Raw genomic sequence first — 25,883 nt, forward strand, 5'->3', positions numbered from 1 at the left:
TGTGACGCTATTAGCCAGGATCAATAGTGATTGCTTTTGAAGTTTAAGCGCGGGCACCTCGGGTGTCCGCGCTTCTTGTTGAAAGCGCTGATTGTCAGCGCTGACCATTAGGCAGGGCAAGCGTATGCGTGATGACAAACAACCCTCTAACGCCACTGAGAGCGACCTGGAGGATATGGTCGCCGCCAGTGACACAGGGGCAAGGAAGCCTCACGGCGTACCCGGTAAGTTGCTGGTAAGTATTGCAGCAGCGTGGTCGCTGTTCCAGCTATGGATTGCATCTCCACTCCCTTATATGATCGGCTTCGGTGTTTTTAGTGCCACTGAAGCACGCTCTATTCACTTGGCGTTTGCGCTGTTTTTGGCCTATATGGCCTATCCTGCGTTAAAGCGCTCACCGCGCGACCGTATTCCGCTACAAGACTGGATGTTTGCAGCGGTAGCGGCCTTTTGCGGTGGGTATCTGTTTCTTTTCTATTCAGAGTTGGCGCAGCGCCCCGGGCGCCCTATCACGCAGGACATCGTGGTGGGCATCGTCGGCATTATCATGCTGCTGGAAGCTACTCGGCGTGCGCTTGGCCCACCCCTGATGGTGGTTGCCGCGATATTTATTGGCTACTCCCTGTTTGGCCCGTACATGCCGGGCATTCTTGCCCACCGAGGCGTCAGCCTGGGAGGGTTGATCAACCACCAGTGGTTGGGTACCCAGGGCGTCTTTGGTATCGCGCTAGGTGTATCTACCAGCTTTGTCTTTCTGTTTGTGTTGTTTGGTGCGTTGCTCGATAAGGCCGGTGCCGGTAACTATTTTATAAAAGTCGCATTCTCGATGTTAGGCCATCTTAAAGGCGGCCCTGCAAAAGCGGCCGTTGTGGCATCAGGCATGACCGGGCTAATTTCCGGCTCCTCGATTGCCAATACGGTAACAACGGGCACCTTCACTATTCCCATGATGAAACGGGTGGGGTTTAGCGCTGAGAAAGCCGGTGCCATTGAAGTCTCCTCATCGGTGAATGGGCAAATCATGCCGCCGGTAATGGGCGCGGCTGCGTTTTTGATGGTTGAGTATGTCGGCATCCCGTACGTGGACGTTATTAAACATGCCTTCCTGCCTGCGATTATTTCCTATATTGCGCTGATTTATATCGTTCACCTGGAAGCCCTTAAAGCCAATATGCAAGGGCTGCCTTCCAATAACCCAGCCCGTCCATTACTCAACAAAATCATAGGATTTTTAACCGGCCTGCTGCTGTTAATGGGGCTGTCGGTGGTGGTCTATTACGGCCTTGGGTGGCTCAAGCCCTTGCTGGGTGAGGCAACGCCGTGGGTCATTTCAATCGGCCTGGCGATTATTTATGTAGGGCTTTTGAAAATCGGGTCTCACTATCCTGAGCTGGAAATGGATGACCCTAACGCCAAGGTTATTAAACTGCCGCAGACACGACCCACCGTAATGGTCGGTTTGCACTATATCTTGCCGGTTGTTGTGCTGGTTTGGTGTTTGATGGTCGAGCGGCTCTCGCCTGGGCTTTCCGCTTTTTGGGCCACGGTGTTCATGATCTTTATTATGGTGACGCAGCGTCCCATTATTGCCGTCTTCCGTGGGCGCAGCAAAATGGCCGCCGATATCAAAGAGGGCTTTTTAGACCTGTGGGACGGCCTGGTGACTGGCGCGCGTAACATGATCGGTATCGGTATCGCGACGGCCACAGCGGGTATCGTGGTGGGTGCGGTGTCGCAAACCGGTGTGGGCCTTGTGCTTGCAGATGTGGTTGAAATCCTGTCAGGCGGTAACCTGATGATGATTTTGTTTTTAACCGCCTTGCTGAGCTTGATTCTAGGCATGGGCTTGCCCACGACCGCTAACTATATTGTGGTTTCGGCCTTGATGGCGCCGGTGATTGTGATGCTGGGTCAGCAAAATGGCCTGATTGTGCCGCTGATCGCTGTCCACCTGTTCGTGTTCTATTTCGGCATTATGGCGGATGTTACGCCGCCCGTGGGGCTGGCCTCTTTTGCGGCTGCTGCTGTGTCCGGAGGGGACCCGATTCGGACAGGCTTCCAGGCGTTCTACTACAGCCTGCGTACGGCAGCGCTTCCGTTTCTGTTTATCTTTAATACGGACCTGCTGCTCATTGATGTTACCCCGATGCAGGGCGTGGTGGTGTTTATTGTGGCCACCGTGGCGATGCTGATTTTCGCCGCAGGCACGCAAGGCTACATGCTGACGCGCAATCGTTGGTATGAGTCGCTGCTGCTGCTATTGGTCGCTTTCACGCTCTTCCGCCCAGGCTTCTGGATGGACAAGATACATGACCCGTATGCGTCAGTGCCGCCTGCCCAGTTTGCTGATGCCCTTGAGCGTGTCGAGGATGGCAGTAACCTGCGGGTACAAATCGCTGGTGAAGATGCTTTTGGCTCGCCAATGACGACCTACGTACTGGTCCCGGTGCCCCGCGGTGATACGGGCCAGGAGCGCCTGGAAAACCTCGGTATGGAGCTGTATGTAGACGGTGATCAAACGCTAGTCGATTTCGTCGCCTTCGGCAGCCAGGCCGCCGACCTGGGGTTTGACTTCGACCAGGAGATTATCGAAGTACTGGCCCCTGTAGACCGCTGGACGAAAGAGTGGATGTGGCTACCGGCGTTGGCAATATTTGGTTTTGTTGTGCTCATGCAGCGTCGCCGGCGTAGTAAAAAGTCTGATCATGATGGCGCGGCAGTGGCCTAGGGAGGTTGTCATGTACCAAAAAATATTACTGCCCGTGGACTTGAATGAAGAGGGTTCCTGGAAGAAAGCGTTGCCCACGGCGGTAACGCTTTGCCAGACCTTCGGTGCGTCGTTGCACATTGTCACTGTGCTGCCAGAACTCAAAATGCCGATGGTAGGGGCTTACTTCCCCAAGAATTTTTCTGCAAAAGCGCATGAAGCCATGAAAGAGGCGCAGCATACGTTTATTCAGGACAATATTCCGCAGGATGTTAAAACCCAAAGCATTATTGTCGATGGCTCCCCCTGGGAGGCCATCATTAAGGTGGGTAAAAAGCTGGACGTGGACCTGATCGTGATGGCTTCTCATACTCGGCATAAGTTTGTCGACTATGTACTGGGCCCGAATGCTGAGCATGTTGTTCATCACTCAAAGGTGTCCGTCATGATCGTTCGCTAGGCGCTTTTTAAAAGGTATCAGGCACTATGAAAACTCCAGCTCATATGAGCTGGAGTTTTTTTATAACCCCACGGTAATGTTTAGTAAAATAGTAGTCTTTAAGTAGCTGTGTAGGTGTATCTAATTGTAATTAATATAGAAAGTCGCTTTTTTTCCTGACCTGGGTAAGCCGATCGCGATACTCTACGGGTGTTTGTATCGAAAGTTGAATAGAAAACTATAGAGCAAAGTTATATGAGGATGTCATCGTGAGAACATTATTACTGGGGTGGGTTCTGCTGGTGCTAGGGTCTCCCTTGGCTGGATTTGCCGATGTGTCCACCCCCTTGGAAGCACCAGATGGTAACGTTTTGCTGGAAGTAAGAGGCAATATTGTAAATGTGAATACCGAAGCGGGTGCCGACTTTGATATTGACATGTTAGAGGGGCTGCCACAGCACGCGTTTGAAACGAGTACGCCCTGGACAAGTGGCGTCAGTCAATATTCAGGCCCGTTGTTACGTGATGTGCTTGAGCACGTAGGTGCCAAGGGTGATGCGATAGAGGTATCGGCCCTTAACGGCTATGTGGCTGACATACCGATCAAGGATTTTTATGATTACGACGTCATTCTGGCACTTAAACGAAATAACCAGCACATCCCTATTCGCGAGTTTGGGCCTCTTTGGGTGCTTTATCCGTTTGATCAGGACGAAAGTGAAAAAGTGCGCTTTAGAGCTGTTTGGCAGGTTAGGCGTATAGATGTTCTTTAACCGAGCCAAAGTGCGCTCGCCCCGCCTGCTGCGTTATCCTCGCCGCCTTAAACTGGTGGCCATTATTACCGTGCTGCTGTTTGCATCGGCGCTGGTAGTCGCTGCTCTGGCCTCTTGGCGGCAGGACAACCTCACACAAAGTTTGCGCGAAGATACCTCATGGGTAGCCTATAAACTCGATCGTGATGCAGTACAGCTGCTTAACCACTTGCTTTCAGCATCCCGTGCAGAGATGCCCCCGGTGGTACAAAACGAGCTGAATATGCGTTTTGAACTTTTGTATAGCCGTCTTATGTTGCTTCAAGAAGGGGAAGTCAACTCACTGATTACTGACATTGAAGGGGCGAGGCAGTTGCTAACGCAAATAGGCCAGCAGATGGAACCGCTGGACCTCTTGTTTGCACCTCATGAGGTGCTGGATCAACTGCCCATTGTGTTAATTGAAGCAGAGCTTGAAGCACTCACCCAGCTAACCGAGCGGTTTGTCATCACCATCAATGGTTACCTGGCGGAGTCTGCCACTGAAGAGCGCCGTGTGTTAAGCGCGCTCTATAAATTATTAATGACGCTGCTGGTCGGTATGAGCCTGGCTGTGTTGTTGGTCATTGCGTTCCTGATCCGAGAAATGCGTGAAAGTGCGACAGCCCGGCGTCGACAGGAGCAACTAAGCCAACAATTGGAAGTGACCGCCGAGCAGGCGCAGGCTGCTAATCATGCCAAGTCCGACTTCCTGGCCATGGTCAGTCATGAGATTCGTACCCCGCTTAATGGCGTGATCGGCATGAGCGAGCTGCTCAGTGAGCCAGCAAGCTCGGCCCAGGTAGAAGATTACGCGCGCACGATTCATGAGAGCGCCAACCAGCTGTTGGCCATGATCAACGAGATTCTCGATTTCTCCAAAATCGAAGCAGGCCATTTAACACTTGAAGCGTCACCTACTGAATTAAGGCCCTTGGTTGATAGCGTAGTAGCGCTATTTGAACCGCGTTCGAGGGCCAAAGGGGTGGCGTTAAGCATGCATATCGACCCGCTGGTGCCGCGTTGGGTGATGGCTGATGCGGGTCGTCTGAGACAGATTTTGCTTAACCTTGTGGCGAACGCGACCAAGTTTACCGATCACGGAGCGATCACTGTTCGGGTCTCTTCAACGGTGGAGCACCTGCTACTGGAAGTTAGCGACACCGGGTGCGGGATTAGTGAAGAGCAGCAAACGGCGTTATTTGAACCTTTTCAGCAAGCGGGGGCATCGGTCGCTCGCCGCTACGGGGGGACGGGGCTTGGGCTTGCTATCTGTAAGCGCCTAAGTGAAGCCATGAACGGGCAGTTGGGTGTGCAGAGTAGGCTGGGACAGGGAAGTACATTTTGGTGCAAACTGCCGCTGGTTAAAGCGATGCCCGTCGAGGCAGTGCTTCCTAATGAGCAGACGAGAAACTTTGCGGGTACAGCACTGCTGTTAGTGGAGGATAACGCCATTAATCGCAAAGTCGCGACCGGGCTTTTGTCACGCTTGGGGTGCGAGGTCGTGTGTGCCGAGAATGGGCAGGATGCGCTAGACATGGCGGCGTCCTTGCCGGTGCACTTAATCTTTATGGATATACAGCTGCCTGATATGGACGGTTTGATGGTGACGCGGCACCTGCGTGAGCAAGGAGGCTGGTTGGCGGACGTGCCCATTATTGCCATGACAGCGGGAGGCAATGACCGCCAGCGCTGCCTGGCTGCCGGAATGAACGACTACATTACCAAGCCGCTTTCGCTTCTGGCGCTTGGTGACGTGCTTGCTCTGCATTTATCGCCGTCAGCGCTAGCCCGTAAGACAGCGGTGCCCGCGCAGGAGCAGGGCGATACGTTTGAGCATGATGTTTTTGAACGCGATGTTTTTGAACACAATGTACTGAATGCTGACACGCTCACCATGCTTCAGGAGAGTTTGGGCGATGAGCACTTGATAAACCTGGTTGCTTTGTATCATCAGCAGATCAGCGACTATGTGTCCCAACTGAGCGCATACCTTGCCACGCCGGAAGCGTCTTTTAGCGAACAGGCTCGGCAGCAGATAGCCAGATTGGCACATCAGCTTCGTGGGGAGTCGCTGAGTATGGGCGCAGAGGCGCTGGCGGAGAAGGCCAAAAGCCTTGAAGTGTTAGCTCGTGAGGAGGGAAATACAAAAAGCCAGCTTGATGAATCACTTGGTGTAGTGCGCCACACCGCTGCACGAACCCACAGCGCACTCAAACGTTGGCGGCAGAGGCAGTCTTCTACCAAGGGATAAGGGCTAACCCTAGCATCAAGCTATATCGTCATTGGCAATAATAAACAATACTGTTAGGGCACGTTTAATAATCATAATCCTCAGGAGCCTTCTCATGATTTATGCCAATCCGGGTGATAATGGGTCCGTCGTCTCGTTTGAAAAACGCTATGGCAATTACATCGGAGGTGAGTTTGTACCGCCCGTTAATGGGCAGTATTTCGATAACATTAGCCCTGTCAATGGCCAGGTCTTCTGCGAAATTCCGCGCTCTACTGCTGACGATATCGATAAAGCCCTGGATGCCGCCCATAAGGCTGCACCTGCTTGGGGGAAAACCTCTGCCGCTGAGCGCAGCAATACCCTGCTAAAAATTGCTGATCGCATTGAACAGAACATTGAAAAGCTGGCCGTGGCAGAAACCTGGGATAACGGCAAGGCCGTGCGTGAAACCCTGAATGCTGATATTCCTTTGGCGGTTGATCACTTCCGCTACTTTGCGGGCTGCATTCGGGCGCAGGAAGGCTCCGCTGCCGATATTGACGCCAACACCGTGTCTTATCATTTTCATGAGCCGCTGGGCGTGGTGGGTCAGATCATCCCCTGGAACTTCCCTATTTTAATGGCTGTTTGGAAGTTGGCCCCCGCGCTTGCCGCCGGTAATTGCGTAGTACTTAAACCCGCCGAACAAACGCCCGCATCTGTGCTGGTGCTGATGGGGTTGATTGGTGACTTGCTGCCGCCGGGTGTGGTTAATATCGTCAATGGTTTCGGTGCAGAAGCCGGCCAGGCACTGGCCAGTAACAAACGTATCGCCAAAATCGCCTTTACCGGTTCCACGCCGGTGGGGTCACATATTCTTAAGTGCGCCGCTGAAAACATTATTCCTTCCACCGTGGAGCTGGGCGGTAAATCACCCAATATCTACTTTGCCGATATCATGAGCGCCGAGCCGACGTTTATCGATAAAGCGGTAGAGGGCCTAGTGCTGGCCTTCTTTAACCAGGGCGAAGTGTGCACCTGCCCCTCACGTGCACTGATTCAAGAGAGCATGTACGAAGAATTTATGGCCAAGGTGCTTGAGCGCACCAGGACTATTAAGCGCGGCAACCCCTTGGATACCGATGTGCAAGTAGGCGCTCAAGCCTCTCAAGAGCAGTACGACAAGATCATGTCGTACATGGATATCGCCCGTGAGGAAGGCGCTGAATTTCTGACCGGTGGAGATAAAGAAAGCTTCGACCCCAGCTACGACAAGGGTTACTACATCCAGCCGACGCTACTGAAAGGCGACAATAAGATGCGCGTCTTCCAAGAGGAGATCTTTGGCCCGGTGGTGGCGGTCACCACCTTTAAGGATGAAGAAGAAGCGCTGGCGATCGCCAACGACACCGAGTTTGGCTTGGGTGCAGGTGTATGGAGCCGGGATATTAACGTTGCCTTTCGCATGGGGCGGGGCATTCAGGCTGGTCGCGTATGGACCAACTGCTACCACCAATATCCCGCCCATGCGGCATTTGGTGGCTACAAGAAGTCCGGCGTTGGCCGTGAAACCCACAAGGTGGCGCTTGAGCACTATCAGCAAACCAAGAACCTACTGGTCAGTTACGACATCAATCCGCTCGGTTTTTTCTAATCCGCGCTCGCTCCCCCGCTCGGCATGGTGCCGAGCGGTATTATCTGCCCCTCTGACGACAGCCCGCTTGCGACGAATAATGGGTTACACCCTCTCTGCTGTTGATTCTCAGCCTTGAGGCGCGAGGCTCGAACGATTAGGCACAAAAATCCCGGCACATAGGCCGGGATTCGTCTTTTGGGTAAATGCGATCACAGTTACAGCTGAGCATTCTCCGGCGGTTCGCCGATGCTGCCAGGCATGGGTTGTACGGTGCCGCGTTCCTGGCCTGCCAGGGTCAAAAAGTGCAGGTGGCGCTCGTACTCGCCTACCAGGTCGCCAATCGCTTGGCCGCGGGTATAACCGTTCAGGTCTTTATCCAGCCCGCCTTCAGCCAGATAGACATCCAGGCGCACATAGAAGTCATCGTCGGCTTCAATAAAGCTCGGTGTGCGCATCCGGTGTGGATACACCTGATAGACAAAGCTGGTGGCATCGCCAAAATCCACCTGCAGCGTTAGCCTGGGGAGCGGCTCGCCTTCCAACTGCTCTTCACTCACATTGGCGGGCTGGCCACGGCTTTCAAGCTCTTGGGCAAACTGGGTCATGGCTGGGCGAATCGAGTGCTTGATGGTTGCAGCAGCGCCAGCTCGGTTGGATGTGTCCAGGGCGCGGTCCAGGCGCTCCTTCCAATCGCCGCCTGGAGCGCTGCCGGTAATGGCGCGGCGTGCATCGGCCTTGTTGCCTTCAAGTTTTAGCGCCTTGTACATCCCCACCATGACCGCAAAAATTACCACCGAGAAGGGTAGCGCGGTAATCACTACTGCGCTTTGCAGAGCGTTAAGCCCGCCGGCCATCAGTAGAGCAATGGTGATCAAGCCAATCACCGCTGACCAGAAAATGCGCAGCTTGATGGGCGCATCGTGGTTAACGTCACTTAAGATAGACGTAAAGTTAGCCAGCACCAGCGCGCCGGAGTCAGCGGAGGTAATAAAGAACACAACGCCCAGGATCGTGACAACCGCTGCCGTGATGGCTGCGTAAGGATAGTACTCAAGTAGGGTGTAAATCGTAGTTTGCGGTGTATTAAGCGCCTGCTCGCCGAGTGCTGCCACGCCCTGGTTGGCGACCAGCTCAATACCGCTATTACCCAATACCGACATCCATACCATAATGAAGGCAAGCGGTATAAACAGCGCACCGGCGACAAACTGGCGAATGGTGCGACCACGAGAAATACGCGCCAGGAAAAGACCCACAAACGGTGTCCAGGCGATCCACCAACCCCAGAAGAAGATCGTCCAGCCCATCTTCCACTCCTGGGCGCCATCATCGGTAAAGGCGTGCGTGTCAAAGCTTGCCGCCACAAAGCCGGAAAGATAGTCACCGGCGTTGTTAACTACCTTATCGAGCAGTGTCAGCGTGTCGCCTGAAAACAGTATGAACAGCATCAGGCAGAGTGCCAGCAGCATATTAAACTCGGATAAGCGGCGGATACCCTTTTCGACCCCGGTAACCACGGAAATGGTTGCCAGTATGACCACCAGGACAATCAAAAGAATTTGTACCGTAATCGTTTCCGGTACATCGAACATGTAGGCCAGCCCGTAGTTAAGCTGAATGACCCCAATGCCGAGGCTGGTGGCAATACCAAATACGGTAGAAACCACCGCCGTGATATCCACCGCGTTACCGATAGGCCCATAAATACGCTTGCCCAGAAGCGGGTAGAGCGCGCTGCGAATGGCTAGCGGCAAACGGTGGCGATAGCTGAAGTAGGCCAGCGCCATACCCATCAACACGTACAGCCCCCAGCCGGAGAGCCCCCAGTGCAGATAGGTTTGAACGACGGCGTTACGCATCGCAGCCTGGCTTTCGGGGGGCAGGTCGGGCGGTGCCAGGTAGTGAGAAATCGGTTCAGCCACGCTGAAAAACAGCAAATCAATGCCGATACCTGCAGCGAACAACATCGCAGACCAGGAAAGCAATGAAAATTCAGGCCGCGAATGATCGGGACCCAAGCGGATGCTGCCAAACCGAGACATGCCAATCACCACGACAAAGACCAGGTAAGCCACAATCGCCAGCATATAGTACCAGCCAAAGGTGGTACTGACCCAGGCAAGCGCTGCATTAAAAAATGCACCAGCCTGTTCCGTGAACAGCAGAGTGAGCACAAGAAATATCAATATACCGGCCATACTGCCATGAAAAACCACGGGGTTGAGGCGGTCGCGAGAGGGCAGGGAGGGGTTGTCTTTCGCCATGCAGGCGGACTCCATTGGTTGAGACAAGTGATGAAACATTTTATTTTGAATGAACGTTCAATATAAAATACGCTGTTTAAGCGCTTACTACAAATCAGTCTTGATAGTGATAGGAAATGGTAGGTGAGGTTTTGGCAAGGCGCGCATACAAAAACGCCCGGCAAAAGCCGGGCGTCTTGACAAGACTTAACAGTAAAAAAGCGCTTACTCGCTAGCGGTTTCCGTAGCGTCTTCATGCTGAACGCGCGGGCCGTGTCTACCGTGGCTTCTACCATCCCTGTGGTGCTCGTCACGCATTTCTTTCATGGCGTTCTTTAAAGATTCACGCTCCTCTTCGGAAAGAATATCCGCAACTTTATCCTGGTGCTCTTTACGCAACGCCTGCATGGCTTGGAAGTGCTCTGCGTTTAGCTCGTTGAGGGCCGTTTGCTGCTCCTCGTTCAAACCGGCGCGGTCGTACACTTCATGGCGGCGCTCTTCCATGCGCTGCGAGAAGGTTTCGCGGTCAGCGCCTGAATGACGACCTTCATGCTGGTCTGCCTGTGCAACCACAGCAAGTGGGGTTAGCGCGATAGCCAGCAGAGCCGGGGCAAACACTTGGCGTAATGACATTTTCATAACGTACCTCCTGGTAAGTTGACAATGTCAGTATCGAGCGGGGGAGTGCAAACCGTATGCACGGAGTGTGCAATAACGGTGATGATGCAGGGGGGGATATCTGACGTATAGCAGTTATATGGTTAGACTTTAGTTGGCTTTTTGCGTCATGCAAGGTTGGTGAAAGGTTTGTGGGATAGCTTTGTCCTCCGCAGGCAGTAGCCTGTTTGAAGACTTTATAATTCTATAAAAAAGAGAACTCGCTATGCTGTAGCGCCGCACGATAATTCGGGTGCCTGACGCAAGATAATGGCATTTCTCTATTTTTCACTGGCTGAAAAGCCCATTTCAATTTTTGCCCCCTTCCTAACTCTTCGTGGCGGCTAGATACTTCCCTGCTGCCACGAGCTTTCAAGCTTATTGAGCTGACCTACACATAGGCATTATTAGACTGCTATGCCATTCTGATTCGGTGAAAGCTACTACAGGGAGTCAGCTCATGGGTATTGTCGGTAAGTTGCGACCTTTAATCACCGGAACACCAACATCTACGTCACCAAAGGCTATACCGAGCGGTCAGCCTGTTGGCGTAAGTCGCTCGGGGACTTCACCTGCCCACCAAGTGCCTAGCGAAGCGAATATGGTAGAGCAAGGCTGGCAGTTAGGCGATTGGTTTACGCCTGATTGCCTGGTATCTATTGCGAACGCTGAGGGCGGTTGGGACATAGCCAGAGAGCGGATGCAAAAGGTGGCGTATGAAATTACTCGGCCTGAATATCCTGCCTCTCAGCAAGAGTGGTTTCGTTCATTTGCTTCTAGTGTCGTTGCTAACGATCCTCTGTACCAATCAACTATTCGAAAGGTTAAGGCAGCGATCGCTGCACATCCTGGGGTAATGCAAAGCGAGATTTATAAAGGTCGCAGCGAGCAAGAGAAAGAAGGTGCGCGCTATGTCCTTTATTTTGCAGAGGCGTTGGGGGCTATCTATCGCGAGAAGTCAGGCCGCTCGTATCGCCTTTACCTTTCCGCTCCAGCAAACAGTGGCCATGTAGCTCCATCAAAAGCTGACACTAGCACCACAGCAAGCGAATCGGCCAAACCTGAGGACTTTTACGGCCCTGCTTTTGATCGTATTGAGGCTGATATTAATTGGAGCGACGCCGCTCGTGGACAAGTCTGGGCCACGCTCCAGCCTCTGATCGGCCAAGCCCCCAGCATTGCTCAAAAGTCCTTGATGCCAGTGTGGCCAGAACACTTTTCGTGGCCTGCCGGTGAAGAGGCATTAAGCAAGGCAAGCCAGCCCGTCAGTGCCAAAGGCTTTGCAAAGCTCCTATCCATTGAAACGAGCAAGCTAGCTTACAACCTTTATAGGGTTCAGCAGACACGCGAGCTCTACGAAGACCCGGCACTGGTAAAAACACGCAACACGGTCATGATTGAGCATCAATGCGCTGGGCATGATGTGCCTGAGAACCCTGTTTTAATGAGTGCAGAAGAGTTTCAGAGCGCTAATGTTGAGCCTTGTCGGGTGATTGGCTGCCAATGGAATATCTCGACATTGAACCAGCGAGGCTTAGCTAAGAGGGGGTTAATAGCGCCATAAAGGTGTTTCAACTATCGAGTAAGCACCGTTTGCAAAATAAGCGGCGCTCATAGGCGCTCTCTACGGCTCAAAACGTTAGGCTCTCAAAGGGGCTCTGTGGACTGGCTATTTTAGAGGGCGGTAAACGTTTCGAGGTGAACGATTACCGCCTTTCTTGCGGACTACAGGGAGATATTACCGCTAACGTGAGTGAGCCAAGGCTGGTTCGCCATCCCCAGATACCTCATCTGCCTAAGCAGGGTACACCAGACGAATATTGGCCTCTTGGCTCACATGATTAAGAATAGCTATTCCTGTTCATGCAGGTCAATCTGTTCAGCTTAAACACTCAAACGCTTGAGTATGGATGCATGCTGCTCTAGGGTTATCAGGCTTGCCATCGGCATGGCTGCCGACCCCTTCGCTATCACTCAAATACTGAATGATGGCGTTGATGAGGGCTAGCGCGGGTGCCTCCCGCGCGGCAGGCTCCCACGATCCCTCTGCTAGGTAAATCTAGCCAGTACTGAAGTGCTCCGTCACGCTGTTTCACTTGCCACCAAGCTGCGTTGTTTTTTAATGATGGTGTAAATCTGTGCAGAGGATAGATCGTGCTTTTTAGCCAGTGCGGCTACGTTGGCACCATCAAACTCTTTGTAGATTTGCCGATGTTTCAGGGCAGTTCTAAGTGCTCTACCTTTGGGTAGGTAGACACTTCGGCCACCAGCTAAAAAGGCCAGCGCCTCAATAGCAGTGCTTGCGAGTGCATTGGCTTCCTCAGGCGCATGGCCACACTTGATGAATGCGCCTTCTATCACATCGGCCATTTCCATCATGCCTTTGGGCCAATGACGTTGGTTGCTGTCTGACATGGTTGCCTCGCTTACCTAAATTGAACCGTGGGCTACTGAACAGGTGGTTGTATTACTGAGTAAACAGCTCGCTAATCCCCATTGCCTTTAGCTGTTCAAGTTGCTCATTAGTCACTGCCTGGCGTTCTGCGGGTGAGCTCGCTAAACGCCCAGAAAACAGTACGCCGTTATCGGCATCATGCTGCTGTACGCTTTCGAAGGACCTGAGCGGCAAGGCCGGGATCATTGCACTGGCCCACTGGACGGGCAGCAGCCGTACTTTCGTGTCCGGAACTGCCGACGTTAGTAATCCAACCATTCCTTGAATCTGCTGATAGCTTTGCTGTAAGGCTTGGGCATGTTTCAGATAGTCCTCTGAAAGCGCCTCCACACGGGCAATTACCAGCTGTTCAGTGACTTCTGCGGATTGGGCTTTTAGTTGTTCATATCGCGCTTGAATGGCTGACCGTCGGCGCTCCAGTCCCGCAAGCGTTTGGTGTTTATTGCGCTCTTGTGTGATGGCATCAACTTGTGAGCCATCGCTATCAGATAGCATTTCTTCTATCTGGGCATCGAGTTGATGTAATAGCTCAGGTTTGGCATCTCCCGTTGCAATGTCCGCCAGCACATCCTCTCGGGCACTTTGTAGCGCTTCCAGCGTTTCATCGTGGGAATCGTCAAAGTGAGAGGTGGCTTGAGTGGACTGAATCAACTCATCTAATCGTTTTAGTTCCTCACGGGCCTTATTAAGAGCCTGTAAATAGGCTTTAACGTCCTGCTCGCTGGAGCCTGTGCTCAATGCTTCAATGCGCTGCTGGAGTGTCGCTGCTTGACTATCCAGCTCGTTTAGACGGAGATCGCCCTCTTCAATGCTTTTCTGTAAGCGACTGATTTCCTGCTCTGCTGCCTTCAAGCTTTGGTGGCTATACGAGGGGCCATCAGGGCTATTTTCGCGGGCTACAGCAGCCTTGTATCCTTCGGCTTTTTCTCGGGCTTGTCGAAGCTGGGTATACTGACGGTTGATATTTTCTTTTAATCGCCCACGCTCGCTCTGAAGACCGGCCAGTTGGCTCTTAACGTCATTCCGCTCAGACAACCGCTCTTCCAGTGCGGAGACGGGAACAGTGCGCTGTTGTAGAGAAATCTTTGGCATAAAGCGCGAGACGGCCTGGCTTAAGAGGCGTTTAGAAGACGTATGTTTAGATGTGGTGGATGTAGTGGTTGTCACGGTAGCCCCCTGGTATGGCTGTTGATAAAAACCGCGCTCTATGCAAAGAGCCGATTTAAATTCTTCAAGTGCATTACACCAAGGTTGTTAAGGCAGTCGAATATAAAGCGCTTTAGGAATTTTTGAGGGGAGATAGGCTCACTGTGATCATGGAGGGACGTAGCAAATAGCGAAATACTAGCAATATCTTTCTTAATGTTGATCAGTCCTTTTACGTGCCACCATCGCCTTAAGTGCGGTAATGGCTTTGCTGGTGGTGTCAGTATCTGCGAAGCGAAGGGTGCTGATGCCAAAGCTGTGCTCAAGCCAGTGATCCAGAGATCGCGAGTCATCATAGGTGGCGTATTCATGCCAAAGCTGCTGAATAAGCCGAACCTGATTTGGTGTGGCCATACCTGCTCTGTGCCCATAATCACCGCTTGAATGGGTAGACTCGAACCCTAGTTTTTTCAACCGCTCCATCACGGCTTCAAAGCCTGTAAGGTCTATGTCACGTGTGCTTCGACTGCCTGTCTCAGCTTCAAGCAAATCTCGCCACTGTTGGTCGCTGAGCGCTAATTGGCGCCGTGCAACCTGAAGCAATCGTTTCTTACCGGGGTAAAGTTCCATACTAACCACCGTTAGACGCGCGTTAGTTTTGCGCTGGCGGCGATATCGGCTCGCCGCCGCGTGGTTATCCTTCCTGACGCTAAACGCGCCTTAGAAGGGCTTTTAGGTCGACTTAGCTAGCAACCAGCTCAGCACACCGCTGAGCGTTATAGCGCTCTTCACATAGTTGGCAGAGTTCGACAGCCTGTTTCACTTCCTTTTTGCAAAGTGATAACAAGTTGAGAACGTGCTCTATGTCTTCAAAGCTGGGCGGTGACATATCTAAATAGCCTGCTCGGATCATGCTATTGATCAGGGCGTCCAAGGTGTTTAACTGACCACCTAGCGTAATCAGAGGAAGATCAAGTTTCGCGGTAGTCTTGGCATTACTGGCGGGTGTTGCTGGCATCACTCAGGCTCCCTTAACGACATCGGCATTAACTTTGCGCTGACCCAGCTCTACGGCGAGGTTCATGCACCGGACAATAAAATTGTTAACGATCAGAGGGTAAAGCAGTGAGATCGGCGCTTTACTGCTGCGGTGCTGAAGGGTTAGCCGTTCCCGCATAGCGTTGTAGGCATCCTCTTCAAACACGTCTTCCGCTGCTTTTCCGAGCCGCTTGAACTTCATGGCCACATAAGCTTCCAGGTGGTCATCCAGTGGTGCCAGCTCTGCCACTTCAATGCGGCGAATGACTTCGCGGGCCTGCCAGTTACGGCGCTCATCAAGTGTACCCTTCAGTTCAGGCTGCCCCACCAGGATGATGCCAATCAGGCGACGAAAGCCGTCCTCAAGCTCCCAGAAGCGCTTGAGATACTTTAGCGTTGAGATGGTTAAGTCGTGTGCCTCTTCAATGATCAAGACATGGCTTGTGCCACTGCGGCTTGACCCCGTCAGCAAACGTTCAATTTGCCGGGCTTTCGCTTCCAGTGAGCGCTTCGGGCTCTCTTGGGAGATATCCTCAATAATGGCATCACACAAGGCACTGGCAGTCAGGCGACCCTTGTCGATCGTGCGGGGAATCACGGGGGTAATGGCGTGCTCTTCTCGCTGGATGCGGTCGATCAGGTCACGGCGTAATACGCTTTTACCTGCGCCAGACTCCCCAATGACGGCTAAGAAGCCTCCATGTTTGGCGGTACTGAACATGTGCTCGCGGATGTAGCGCTGTTCAGGGGATAGAAAAACGTCCTCAGCTCCCTGTACATCGTCCATGAAGGGGTCGCGGAACAGGCCAAAATGGCGGCGTGCCATCTGTGTTAGCATTGCTTTCTCCGGTAGTTGATTAAGGTCTGAAACGGCAATCGGAGCGTAGTCCCGGCGTTGGTGCGCATTATCTTGGCGGATGGGGCGCACTACGCTGGGGCTCTCGTCATCTACATCAAATGCCACTAATATCTCCTCTTCTTTCACGCCGATTTGGCGCATGTACTCGCTGATCTGCTGTTGCAGCGAGGCTTTTGGCGTTCTCGCAGGCCAGATGTTTTGGCTCAAGAGGTGGCCGATGGTTGGCTGTGATGGCTGCCTGCCATTGGCTAGCTGCAAATGAGCGGCCAAAGAGGCTTGGCTGACCCCTAGGCGGGCTAGCATGCGGCGGGCCTTGATAGGGCTTGCCTTCGCTGGCGTTGGTGCCACATCGGCATCGTGGTGTATGGCTTGCATCAGCATTTCCTCCATTTACCCAGTGACACGAGCAACGGGCCGTGTTCTAACGGGCGCGTTTAGCTGTTGAGCAAGAGCATCCAGCACCTCTTCAGGCACGCCATCGGGATAACTTGCTCTGACAAGATCACTTTCATCGGGCGTAAGCGTGCGCCCTAACTGCTCTCTTAGGCGCTTCAATGCTTCGATCAGGGGCATCGGTGCCAAAGACGGTGCTACGTGCTGCGCTAACTCCAATGGCTTGCCGCGGCGTGCCATGTAGGATGGAAGCGTCTCAGCAGCCAAGTAGCTAATCGGGTCAATCGATCCGTTGAAAGGCGTTTGGCGCTTGCTCCGTGCCTTATCCACTTCCTGCTGGGTCTCAACGCCATAGGTAGCCTTATCCATGGCTTTACGGTTGGTATCCACATCGGTATCCGGCTTGGCAGCATAGTTATTGCCGAATACAGGGCTATCGAGATAGAAGCCCGCTATATCACGCTCCATGGGTACGCACTCGACTTTTGCCTGCTCTCCTTCCAGCGAGACGAAAACGTTGGGGGCCCGGTAGGGGTTAACAGAGACCGTGATCATTTCGCCCACCCGAACGCCTTCTAAGCTTTCAACCGAATAGTTAGCGGGCTCAAAGCCTTTAATCGCAAAGGAGATTGTTAAGTCCCCCTTCACCTTACGTTGCTGGGGTTTGGTGCTAAGAAGCTGTTCACACAGTTCACGCGGTGGGCATACCCGTAACTGATCAGACTTAATGGTTTGCCATAGGCCATAACGGGTACTGCGGGTGCGCGTGTGTCGCTTGGTGGCGTTAAAATGCCGCATCCATGCATGTGCCGCCGTATTGAGGGCTTCCAGACTCTCCACCTTCATGAGCGACAAGCGACCTTCAAAACCCCGCTCTACCAGATCGTGCGTGCGTTCTACCTGGCCTTTGCTGCGTGGTTGACCTGGTGTGTGCGCCCAATGCTCTACTTGAAGCTGATCCAATAGGTTCCGAATAAGGTGCGACTGGTTAGCGCTACCGGCATCCCAAACCATCATGTGAGGCACGCCATGGAAGGGATCATGGGGATGATCACGCTCTGGCCATGCGCGCATTAAGAACTCAAACAGTGTCTCCTGGTCTTCCCCGGCAGCCTGAAAATATTCGACGTAGAACGCGCCGGTATAGTGGTCGGTAATTAGGTAGCGGAGCACACGCTGATTAACGACCTTGGCGACATTCTGCGGCTTGTTTTTGTAGAACCGCTTCTCATCCATGACCGCTAGACCGCCTTTGTCCAGGTAGTACAGCACGCACACCGAGACATCGAATTGATGCACATAGTTGGGGTGTAGACTGCGCATCTGGGTAAACGGTGTAGCCCGTGTTATTTGATCCGGATGCAGACCATGCTCACGCATCACCCTGGCGTAGGTATCGGCTGAAGCACGAGTGGTAACGCCGCTGGCAGGGTTCGCTAAAGCAATCTCCACCGCGTCTTCAATGGAGAGCAGACGCTTACCGGTATCACGGGTGCTTTGACGCATAATACTGGCCACCATGGCGGCTTCCTCTCGACTGACCTGACTAACACCGCGATCCCGGCGACGCTGACGCTGAGCATCCCATCCAGCAGCCTTCAGGCCACGGTAAACGCGATCCTTCGAGCAGCTCAGAAACTGAGCAGCCCGCGCCACGATCTGGCCTTTCTGCCCGCGTGGTGCCTCACTTAGCTGTTGAGCTACGTGGTCAAAATGGCGGAGTTCGTCGGCGTTGAAAGCATTCATGACGGGTTGATCTCCTGCATCCAGCTATCATCAACGTCCAGATCGACAGGCTCCAGGCCAAGCTCACGCTCCATTTGATCCAGCTCGATACGTAACCGGGCCACTTGCTGAGCGCAGGCATGGTGCAGTTCGCGAGGCGCGTCTTCCCAGTCCAGTATCTCTACCATCACTGAGCGCAGTGGTAGCAAGAGACTCCGCGCCTTAACGCCTTCTGCCTCCAATCGTTTAGAGAGTTCGCCTACACGCTGGTCAGGCGTGAGGTTCTGGCGACGATGGAGCTGCTCTTCCAACTCGGCAATACGGTTGGATTTGTCCTGGGTAACACGGCGCGATGCTTCCAGTTCTTGCCGACTTTCCTCCGCCTGCTGACTTAAAGCTTCCTTCTCTTTGGCATGCCGAACGGCCATGTCTTCGATCAGTTCAACAAGAGCATCTTTGTCGCCTACCTGAACCGCCTCACCCTGAATAATCAGTTCGCGCTCTTCATCTGGAAGCTGACGAAGTTTGCGCAGTTCGCGGTAGCCCGCGCCGATTGATCTGAGATTTTCTAACGCTTCCTCACCGAAAATGGATAGGTTGCGAAGGTCATCATCTACTGATGACTTTGAGCGACCAATAGCACGGCAGTAGCCTTCCCAAGTGCCTACGTCGTCGATTTTATTACCCTGTGTATCAACGCCTGATGTGCCCTTAAGTTCTTTATATGCCTTGGTTTCTTTAACTTTGGCGAGCGTTTTCAAAGTGATGACGGTCGTCAGTTTTGCGACCGCATTCATTGAACGGGCTTCCCCCAAAAGCTGATTTGCCTGATCACGGGCCTGGGTATACCGCGCAAGATCAGATTTCTCAGCGCCCTCGATTAACGCTTGGTTCTCCAATTGCTGCTCGGCTAAATCAGCCTGATCAAGGTGGTTTTGGAGTTCATGAGTGCCTATGGCAGGTTTGCGACCATCCATTCTTGAACTCCTCCTTAATGGTTCTTACTAGTGTTGGCGTTCCGGTAGGCTTCTGGACTCAGACCCATACTGCGACACACCGCCAGCTCGGTATCCGTCAAGCCATTCTTAAGCGCTTGAGCACTCGTACCAGGCTGCTTGTCCAGGTATGAACGGCAAGCGGCCACACCCTGTTGACGCAACCAAGCTTCAGTCTGGGGGCCATGTATCCGTCCATCCTGCCGTCCCGCTGCTATCAGCATTTCAAGCTCCTGGGAGTCACCTCCATCGGAGTTGGCTTGCTGGTAAGCTTCAGGAGTAATTCCCATTTGCTGACATACCGCCAACTCTGTTGCTGTCAGTGATGTGTGATTATCCATAAGTCAGTTCCTCTCCAGTGACGTCTCGATATTCTTTCTGAATCGCCTGTAGGCGGTGAAGCGCGTCCCGCTGATAAGCGTGAGCGATGCTGGCAAGTTGAGTGGCCACGCGCCAAACAGACGGTTTTCCTCCCGACGCAGGGACTTCAACTACCCAGCCATGAGCCTCTAACGTTTTCATCAGCCGCCAAGCGGTGGTCGGGTTAACCTTCGCCGCAATGGCGATATCGATGAGCTGTTTGCCCTGGTACCCATCGGCGATCAGCACATCAAACAGTGCAAGTGCCTTGCTAACAGATTGATTAAGCTTTACCTCACTCATCGACATCACTCCGCTTGAGCCCTTGGCGGTATTTCAGGCGCTGAATGTAACGATGAATAGAGCTGCGACCTGGTGCCCGCGCTCCAAACTGGCGGCGGCATGCATCCTCAATCTGCTGATAGGAAAGCGAACCGCTTAGCCCATGAATGAACGCTTGCACTTCTGGATCACGCTCGACTTTTAAGCGGCTGTCGCCACCCATTAGCAACTCAATGCTTGATAGACCGGGATCGTTCGCGGCCACTGACTGTCCGTAGTACTCGCGATTAGCCAGCTCTCGTAGTGTGGCGCCCATCACAGCAAGGGCATCGCCAGTTGAGAGCTGCTCAATTGCCACTAATACGGCATCACGCCGTTGCTTCAACTCGGTTGCACTCATCATGACGCTTCCTCCTGGATGCCTATGCCCTTGGTCTCAAATAGCGCTACATTTGGCATGACATGGCTCCTCGCCCTTCAAAGTCGGCATAGATTCGGTTGTAGGTTTCGGCTCTTTGCTGAATCAGCGACCGAAGTTCACCGATGGTCAGTTCGTTGACTGACTTTCCGGTGGCCTCAACCAGCCTTGCTAAGCCCGCCAACCAATGAGGGTTGGTCTCCGCAACCGCGCCTACTTCATAGCCCACATCGGATAAATCACTCTCGGTTTGCGACATCTGGAAGCTCATGACGTCATCTCCAATTCCAGCCCTGGCTGTCGATGCTTTTCGACGTTCTGGCGATGCCAAGCCACGTCTTCCAGCAAGCTGGTCAGCACTGACAAGGCTTCATCGGAGCCTTTCTGACGCTCGTAAAACTCAACTAGCAAGCCCACGGCACCAGCAAACGAGGCTTGCAGCTCGTTCAGATCGGTAGCAGTCACCCGCTTACCCGTAGGTATCTCGATAAGCATCTTGTTGGCGGAATGCCCGATATACCGAGTTACCAGGTCAATGCCGCAGGCAGCCTCGAAGGGGCGAATCAGGATTGCAGGCATACGACCGCTTTCGAGCCACTTGTAGAGCACCCACTTATTGGCAAGGCCCATCAGATCGGCGATCCGGTCAACTGAGTGGTTGTTCTTTTCGCGGGCAAACTCCATGCAAAGCTCCATGGCTTGGCGCAAAGAGCAGGGGCTGACCCGTTTCCAATTTCGTCTTGTCATTGCCCATACCTCCCAAAGTGCTTGTCCAAATAAACACCGCTGTTGCTGCTGTTTACTCAGCTAGCGACGGTCTAATGTTTGCTAAACGGTTTGCAGCTTCGCTACAGCAGAGGAAGGTGAAGAGATGCCAGAGTCTTTGACTATACGTGCCCTTAGCTCGCGCCCCTTTGGGCCATTCCATGAGCCAAGCAGGCAGTCGCGCGCGTTACCCATACTTATGCCCTGGTTACGGCACCAGCTATTCAATGTCGTACCACGAACGACGAAACCTGCTCGCACCATGTTGTAGAGTTCGACGCTCGGCATAGTCGGATTGCTGTTCATAAGAACTTCCCTCATCATGTATCGGCTTAGTAGATACATCCGGTAATGTGTTACCGAATTGGTTACTAAGGTATCCATAATGGAAACACTCGTCAACCACTTTTAGCGGTGACTTGAGCATGTCTCTTGAAAAAGTCTTAGAACGATTGGCACATCTAACAGGGGCAGGTAGCGATGCTGAGTTAGCTCGCACGCTAGACGTCAGCAGACAGTCACTATCGAAGTGGAGGTCTAGAGGCTCTATACCTTATGAAAAACTTCAGGATTTTGCTGAGAAGCATGACCACTCTCTCGATTACCTTCTTATGGGCAAAGAGCCAGAAAGTGGTGAATTGGAGATTGATGATGCTAAGTTTCGAGAGGTGTGGGCTATTCTCCGCTCTGAGGACTGCACTCTAAGGCACTTAGATGGGGACTTGCTCCTTGGCCAGGCCATATACATCTACAACCAGTTTGCTCATATCGCTGACCAAAAATCGCGTGCGAAAGCTATGCGTGGCGTTGTTAGGTTATTGAATAGTTTGACATTGAGAACAGAAGCTCAAAATCTTAGGCATTACGTAAGCACCCACCCTGAGATGCCAAAGGAAGTCATCGAGGAATATGAAGGTCGCGCCCAAATGCTGGAAAGCCAAGCCATCGGCGAAGAGCGTGAAATGCAAAAGGCTGAAGAGGAAGGACAGCAACCACAGGGACTTGGCCACAGCGTTCACCAAAGTATCACTGGTAGCGGCAACCAAGTAGCTGGGCACGACTTCCAGAATCAAGGGGATAATAAGGGCAGTCACGGAGGTGATCGGTGACCGAAAATGATCAACCCACCCGAGTAACCCAGGAGGTAGGTGGACAAGGCAACCAGGTCGCTGGACGCGACTTCTACAACCAGGTTCAGGAGTACTCACCACCAACTGATAGCCCCGACCTCCAGCCCTGCAAAATCTGTAAATGGCCTATCTCCGCAATAAATCCTGGCGTATGTGGCAAATGCAGTCACAACTACCCGCTGGAGCGAGCTTTTGCTGCCGAACGTGAACGGAAGCAGTACTTACTACGCGGGCAATGCTTGATCTTGGCTATTGGCGCAGTGGTGCTGGTAGCAGCAACCACCAGCAATCGTACCTCTCTCGACTTCTTGGATGCTATGGCCGTCTGTGGTGTTGCGGCAGTCGCAGCTTGGGGAGTGTTGAGCTATGTAAGGGCAGAGTGCTCGGTAAGGTGGAAGGCGTTCAAACGACGTTGGAAGGATTGAGTACTCTGAGGGCTATTTATCAGTTCATTCAGCGCCGTTCGATATTGAGCCTCTAAAATGAAACTGGCTTTTCATTTACGGGTTCGGCAAGGTTCAGGTAAACCCACTTAGACCCGCGATTATCTTACGGCGCTCCATGTATTTATCTTAAGACTGAACACTATGCCCAAGAAAATCTGTGCTCCGTTTAGCTTCAATATGAAATCACTACTCGCTGGTGCCACGGTTGTTGCCGCGTCACTCGCGTTAATCATGCCTACCGCTGCGGCAGATGATTATCCTGAACGCCCGGTCAATATGGTCGTCGGCTTTGGTACCGGCGGTAGTGCTGACCGTTTGGCGCGTATTATGTCAGGCTATATCGCTGAAGAGATTGGCGTGCCAGTGCAAGTGACTAACCGTCCAGGCGCAGGAACTCAGGTCGCATCCAACTACGTGCTGAACATGCCGGACGATGGATACACCACCTATGCCTCAACCTTTGCTCCTTACCTGGCCAACTCGATTCTGACCGGTGGTGCCAACTTTAGTGTTGATGATTTTTCGTATATCAACTTTCAGTGGTTCGACCTGGATCTGATCGCCGCCAATAAAGATAGCGGATACGAAGATCTTCCTTCGTTGCTGGAAGCGATTCGCGAAGAGCGCGGCCAGGTGCGTGGCGCGGTGGTTCAAGGCTCAGCCGGTCACCTGATGATCCGTCTGCTGCTGGAAGAAGCTGGTATTCCTCAAGAAAACCTTAACCTGGTGACGTACAACAGCGGCGGTGAAGCCCGCTCAGCGGTGGCTGGTGGTCAGGTGGATTTCGTTTCTATCAGTGCCCAGGGCAGTGAGGGAATTCGTGAGTTCTTGATGCCGCTTGCTATCGTGAGTGACGAGCGCATCGACCAGTGGGATGCCCCCACGATCAACGAAGCGCTGGCACCGATGGACGTAGAAGTTCCGGTACTGCAGGGCTCGATGCGTGGTTTTGCGGTCACTAGCGAAGTTGAGCGTCAGCATCCTGAGCGCTTTGAAGCACTTGCTTCAGCCATCCAGAGCGCGCTGGCCCGTAAAGACGTTCAAGAGCACCTCGAGCGTAATGAAATGGGGGGGTGTTTGGATTGGGCCCGAGCGCGCCAACGAGCTGATGCGCGAAAACTACGCTGTATTTGAAAAATACGCCCACCTGCTTAACTGATCTTCCTGTCATGGCTGGTCAACTTTCATGTGGCCAGCCTGGAGTTGAACCATGTCTGCACAGAAACGTGACTATGGGGACTTTTTAGTTCTCATCGGTCTGGCTTCCTTTACGTTGTGGTATTTGCTGGATGCGATCAGCGTCTCGGCACAACCCCAGAATTTGCTCCTGATACTGCCGCTTTCAGTCATTGTCCTGTCGATTATTGCCATTGAGCTGGTGCTACGCCTAAAGCAAGGGACGCTATTCAGCATCGCTGCCGACGAGGAACCGTTACATCAAACGCTGCCCGTCGTAGTTCTGTTTGGTGCCTATGTGTTATCGCTCGAAACGCTCGGTTTTGATGTGGCGACCGTGCTGTTCATCGCGCTCTTTTTGATCCTCAAAGGTGAGCGTAACTGGTTAGCGGTGGTGGGCTTTAGCGCAGCGTTCGGGTTCGCCGTGGCGTTCTTCTTCTCCCAGATGCTGCCCTATCCCATGACGCTGCTACTGCTACCCAGTTAAGGAGGCAATATGATTGATTTTGGCGCAGTACAGCAGGGTCTTGACCTGCTCTTTTCTAATTTTGGCCCTTGGCTCGTGGTAATACCCGGCATTGTGTTGGGGCTAATCTTTGGCGCAACGCCGGGGCTGCAGATTTCCATGGCCATGGCGATCTTCCTGCCCATGACCATGTACATGGATTTCATTCAGGCCATGCTGTTCTTAACCGCTATTTTTACCGGCGGTTCGTTCGGCGCGGGTATTCCTGCCATTTTGATGAATATCCCGGGCACTTCATCGGCCATTGCCACTGCCTTTGATGGCTACCCGATGTCGCGCAAGGGGCAGCATAACCAGGCGCTGGGCGTGGCGTTGGCCGCCTCCGTGGTGGGCGCGCTGATGGGTTATCTCGTGCTGTTTTTCATGATTCAGCCGCTCTCCTATCTGGTGCTGAGGCTCGGCCCTTCCGAAATGTTTGTGGTCATCCTGTGGGGCATGACGCTGATTGCGAGCCTGAAGGGCGAGCAGGTACTTAAAGGCTTGGTGGCGGGCTTTGTCGGCCTCTTGGTGGGAACCATTGGGTTTAGTGAAATTGGTCTGGCGCGTGGCACCATGGGGCAAACGTATCTGCTTGATGGTATTCCGGTTATTCCTGCCATGATGGGCATGTTTGCGGCCTCAGAACTTTTCAAGCTTGCCAACAAAGGCTTCATCGTTGAATCCGCCGATTCTCGTAAGGTGAAAATCAGCGAGATATTTGAAGGCTGTAAGATGGCAATGCGCTATCCGGTTGTGATGATTCGTGGTGGTTTGATAGGTGTGTTAGTAGGGGCCGTGCCTGGCGTTGGCTCCTCGGTTTCCAACTTGCTTTCCTATATTGAAACCAAGCGTCGTGATAAAGATCCTGACTCGTTTGGCAAGGGTAACCCGAAGGGCGTGGTGGCATCAGAAGCCGCTAACAGCAGCTCTGAAGGCGGCTCAATGGCTACTCTGCTGGCGCTTGGCATTCCCGGCGGTGGTGCAACGGCGGTAATGTTGGCTGCGTTTGCCATGTATAACATCACCGGCGGGCCGCAGTTTATTCGTCAGCAAACCGATGTGGTCTACGCGATTATTTTTGCCAACTTCGCCCAGGTATTTCTGCTGGTGGTCGTGGGTCTGCTGTTTATCCCGCTGTTGGCCAACATCGTCAAAGTACCCATGCGCTACCTGATTCCCTCGGTACTGGTACTCGCGGTTATGGGATCGTTTGGCTTGACCGGCAATATGACAGGTCCCGCCACTGTGCTGGTATTTGCAGTGATTGGTTGGATCTTTCGCCATTATGGCTACTCGGTGCCTGCCGCCGTTATCGGTATGCTGCTGGGCTCGCTGGCGGAGAAATCACTGCTCCATTCGTATCAAATCAGCGGCGGGGATATCACCTATGTCTTCGAGCGCCCGGTGACCTTGGGGATTCTAGGACTTCTATTGATTTCACTGTTTAGCCAGCCGTTAATGGCGCGCTTTAGTGCCTGGCGTGCGGCCAAACAGGCGTAACA

The 25,883-nt window shown here is 53.0% G+C and carries 24 protein-coding genes; 10 read left to right on the forward strand and 14 right to left on the reverse strand.

From position 1 onward, the window contains the following. The first annotated feature begins 124 nt into the window (after positions 1–124). From ACT3R4_RS02330 to exaC, 5 genes are all read left to right on the forward strand, one after another. Positions 125–2,728, forward strand: a complete 2,604-nt coding sequence (locus ACT3R4_RS02330) for a TRAP transporter permease (protein ID WP_193057152.1) — start codon at positions 125–127, stop codon at positions 2,726–2,728. A gap of 10 nt (positions 2,729–2,738) precedes the next feature. Next, the gene (locus ACT3R4_RS02335; RefSeq protein WP_087111921.1) at positions 2,739–3,167 is read left to right on the forward strand and encodes a universal stress protein; all 429 of its coding nucleotides are present in this window, start codon (positions 2,739–2,741) and stop codon (positions 3,165–3,167) included. 248 nt (positions 3,168–3,415) lie between these two features. Beyond that, a complete protein-coding gene (locus ACT3R4_RS02340; RefSeq protein WP_441677189.1) occupies positions 3,416–3,919 on the forward strand; it encodes a putative pterin-binding protein in 504 nt (167 codons plus the stop codon). Beyond that, the gene (locus ACT3R4_RS02345; protein ID WP_193057153.1) at positions 3,909–6,191 is read left to right on the forward strand and encodes an ATP-binding protein; all 2,283 of its coding nucleotides are present in this window, start codon (positions 3,909–3,911) and stop codon (positions 6,189–6,191) included. The genes ACT3R4_RS02340 and ACT3R4_RS02345 overlap by 11 nt, the downstream gene beginning before the upstream one ends. A gap of 94 nt (positions 6,192–6,285) precedes the next feature. Beyond that, positions 6,286–7,806 (forward strand): acetaldehyde dehydrogenase ExaC, encoded by a 1,521-nt coding sequence (gene exaC / locus ACT3R4_RS02350; protein WP_193057154.1) that lies wholly within the window; start codon positions 6,286–6,288, stop codon positions 7,804–7,806. A gap of 197 nt (positions 7,807–8,003) precedes the next feature. Here exaC and betT read toward each other — a convergent pair whose 3' ends face one another. Further along, the gene (gene betT / locus ACT3R4_RS02355; RefSeq protein ID WP_441677187.1) at positions 8,004–10,052 is read right to left on the reverse strand and encodes a choline BCCT transporter BetT; all 2,049 of its coding nucleotides are present in this window, start codon (positions 10,050–10,052) and stop codon (positions 8,004–8,006) included. 204 nt (positions 10,053–10,256) lie between these two features. After that, positions 10,257–10,670 carry a hypothetical protein gene (locus ACT3R4_RS02360; RefSeq protein WP_441677186.1) on the reverse strand — a complete coding sequence of 138 codons (414 nt, stop codon included), beginning with the start codon at positions 10,668–10,670 and terminating at the stop codon, positions 10,257–10,259. Between the two features lie 619 nt (positions 10,671–11,289). On the opposite strand from ACT3R4_RS02360, the gene ACT3R4_RS02365 reads away from it, so the two are divergent. Next, positions 11,290–12,252 carry a hypothetical protein gene (locus ACT3R4_RS02365; protein WP_441677184.1) on the forward strand — a complete coding sequence of 321 codons (963 nt, stop codon included), beginning with the start codon at positions 11,290–11,292 and terminating at the stop codon, positions 12,250–12,252. 518 nt (positions 12,253–12,770) lie between these two features. On the opposite strand, the gene ACT3R4_RS02370 is transcribed toward ACT3R4_RS02365, so the two are convergent. The 12 genes from ACT3R4_RS02370 to ACT3R4_RS02425 form a co-directional block, all read right to left on the reverse strand. After that, positions 12,771–13,103: a Mor transcription activator family protein gene (locus ACT3R4_RS02370; RefSeq protein WP_441677182.1), complete on the reverse strand. Its 333-nt coding sequence runs from the start codon at positions 13,101–13,103 to the stop codon at positions 12,771–12,773. 52 nt (positions 13,104–13,155) lie between these two features. Continuing rightward, complete coding sequence (locus tag ACT3R4_RS02375) at positions 13,156–14,310, reverse strand: coiled-coil domain-containing protein (RefSeq protein ID WP_441677180.1); 1,155 nt, start codon at positions 14,308–14,310, stop codon at positions 13,156–13,158. A 192-nt stretch (positions 14,311–14,502) separates the two neighbouring features. After that, positions 14,503–14,919, reverse strand: a complete 417-nt coding sequence (locus ACT3R4_RS02380; protein ID WP_441677178.1) for a regulatory protein GemA — start codon at positions 14,917–14,919, stop codon at positions 14,503–14,505. 112 nt (positions 14,920–15,031) lie between these two features. Beyond that, entirely contained in the window at positions 15,032–15,307 is a 276-nt protein-coding gene (locus ACT3R4_RS02385; protein ID WP_441677176.1) for a hypothetical protein, read from the reverse strand. A 3-nt stretch (positions 15,308–15,310) separates the two neighbouring features. Next, positions 15,311–16,561 (reverse strand): ExeA family protein, encoded by a 1,251-nt coding sequence (locus tag ACT3R4_RS02390; protein ID WP_441677174.1) that lies wholly within the window; start codon positions 16,559–16,561, stop codon positions 15,311–15,313. A 15-nt stretch (positions 16,562–16,576) separates the two neighbouring features. Beyond that, positions 16,577–18,325: a transposase gene (locus ACT3R4_RS02395; RefSeq protein WP_441677172.1), complete on the reverse strand. Its 1,749-nt coding sequence runs from the start codon at positions 18,323–18,325 to the stop codon at positions 16,577–16,579. Beyond that, positions 18,322–19,281: a hypothetical protein gene (locus ACT3R4_RS02400; RefSeq protein ID WP_441677170.1), complete on the reverse strand. Its 960-nt coding sequence runs from the start codon at positions 19,279–19,281 to the stop codon at positions 18,322–18,324. The genes ACT3R4_RS02395 and ACT3R4_RS02400 overlap by 4 nt, the downstream gene beginning before the upstream one ends. Positions 19,282–19,295: 14 nt before the next feature. Next, a complete protein-coding gene (locus tag ACT3R4_RS02405) occupies positions 19,296–19,640 on the reverse strand; it encodes a hypothetical protein (protein WP_441677168.1) in 345 nt (114 codons plus the stop codon). Beyond that, positions 19,633–19,962, reverse strand: coding sequence for a helix-turn-helix domain-containing protein (locus tag ACT3R4_RS02410; protein WP_441677166.1), 330 nt, complete (start codon positions 19,960–19,962; stop codon positions 19,633–19,635). The genes ACT3R4_RS02405 and ACT3R4_RS02410 overlap by 8 nt, the downstream gene beginning before the upstream one ends. After that, positions 19,955–20,344, reverse strand: a complete 390-nt coding sequence (locus ACT3R4_RS02415; RefSeq protein WP_441677165.1) for a hypothetical protein — start codon at positions 20,342–20,344, stop codon at positions 19,955–19,957. The genes ACT3R4_RS02410 and ACT3R4_RS02415 overlap by 8 nt, the downstream gene beginning before the upstream one ends. A gap of 43 nt (positions 20,345–20,387) precedes the next feature. Continuing rightward, positions 20,388–20,630: a hypothetical protein gene (locus tag ACT3R4_RS02420; RefSeq protein ID WP_496201194.1), complete on the reverse strand. Its 243-nt coding sequence runs from the start codon at positions 20,628–20,630 to the stop codon at positions 20,388–20,390. After that, on the reverse strand, positions 20,627–21,106 hold the full coding sequence (locus ACT3R4_RS02425; protein ID WP_441677161.1) for a hypothetical protein: 480 nt from the start codon (positions 21,104–21,106) through the stop codon (positions 20,627–20,629). Before ACT3R4_RS02425 ends, ACT3R4_RS02420 begins: the two co-directional genes overlap by 4 nt. A 443-nt stretch (positions 21,107–21,549) precedes the next feature. Here ACT3R4_RS02425 and ACT3R4_RS02430 point away from each other — a divergent pair, with 443 nt between their 5' ends. From ACT3R4_RS02430 to ACT3R4_RS02445, 4 genes are all read left to right on the forward strand, one after another. Beyond that, complete coding sequence (locus ACT3R4_RS02430; RefSeq protein WP_441677159.1) at positions 21,550–22,233, forward strand: helix-turn-helix domain-containing protein; 684 nt, start codon at positions 21,550–21,552, stop codon at positions 22,231–22,233. Positions 22,234–22,841: 608 nt separating this feature from the next. Continuing rightward, entirely contained in the window at positions 22,842–23,834 is a 993-nt protein-coding gene (locus ACT3R4_RS02435; protein WP_441677157.1) for a Bug family tripartite tricarboxylate transporter substrate binding protein, read from the forward strand. A gap of 76 nt (positions 23,835–23,910) precedes the next feature. Beyond that, positions 23,911–24,363, forward strand: a complete 453-nt coding sequence (locus ACT3R4_RS02440) for a tripartite tricarboxylate transporter TctB family protein (protein WP_172117459.1) — start codon at positions 23,911–23,913, stop codon at positions 24,361–24,363. Positions 24,364–24,372: 9 nt separating this feature from the next. Next, entirely contained in the window at positions 24,373–25,881 is a 1,509-nt protein-coding gene (locus ACT3R4_RS02445; RefSeq protein WP_441677154.1) for a tripartite tricarboxylate transporter permease, read from the forward strand. The last annotated feature ends 2 nt before the right edge of the window (positions 25,882–25,883 follow it).

The organism is Halomonas sp. AOP7-E1-9 (genome assembly GCF_052376035.1).
Lineage (GTDB): Bacteria > Pseudomonadota > Gammaproteobacteria > Pseudomonadales > Halomonadaceae > Vreelandella > Vreelandella citrativorans.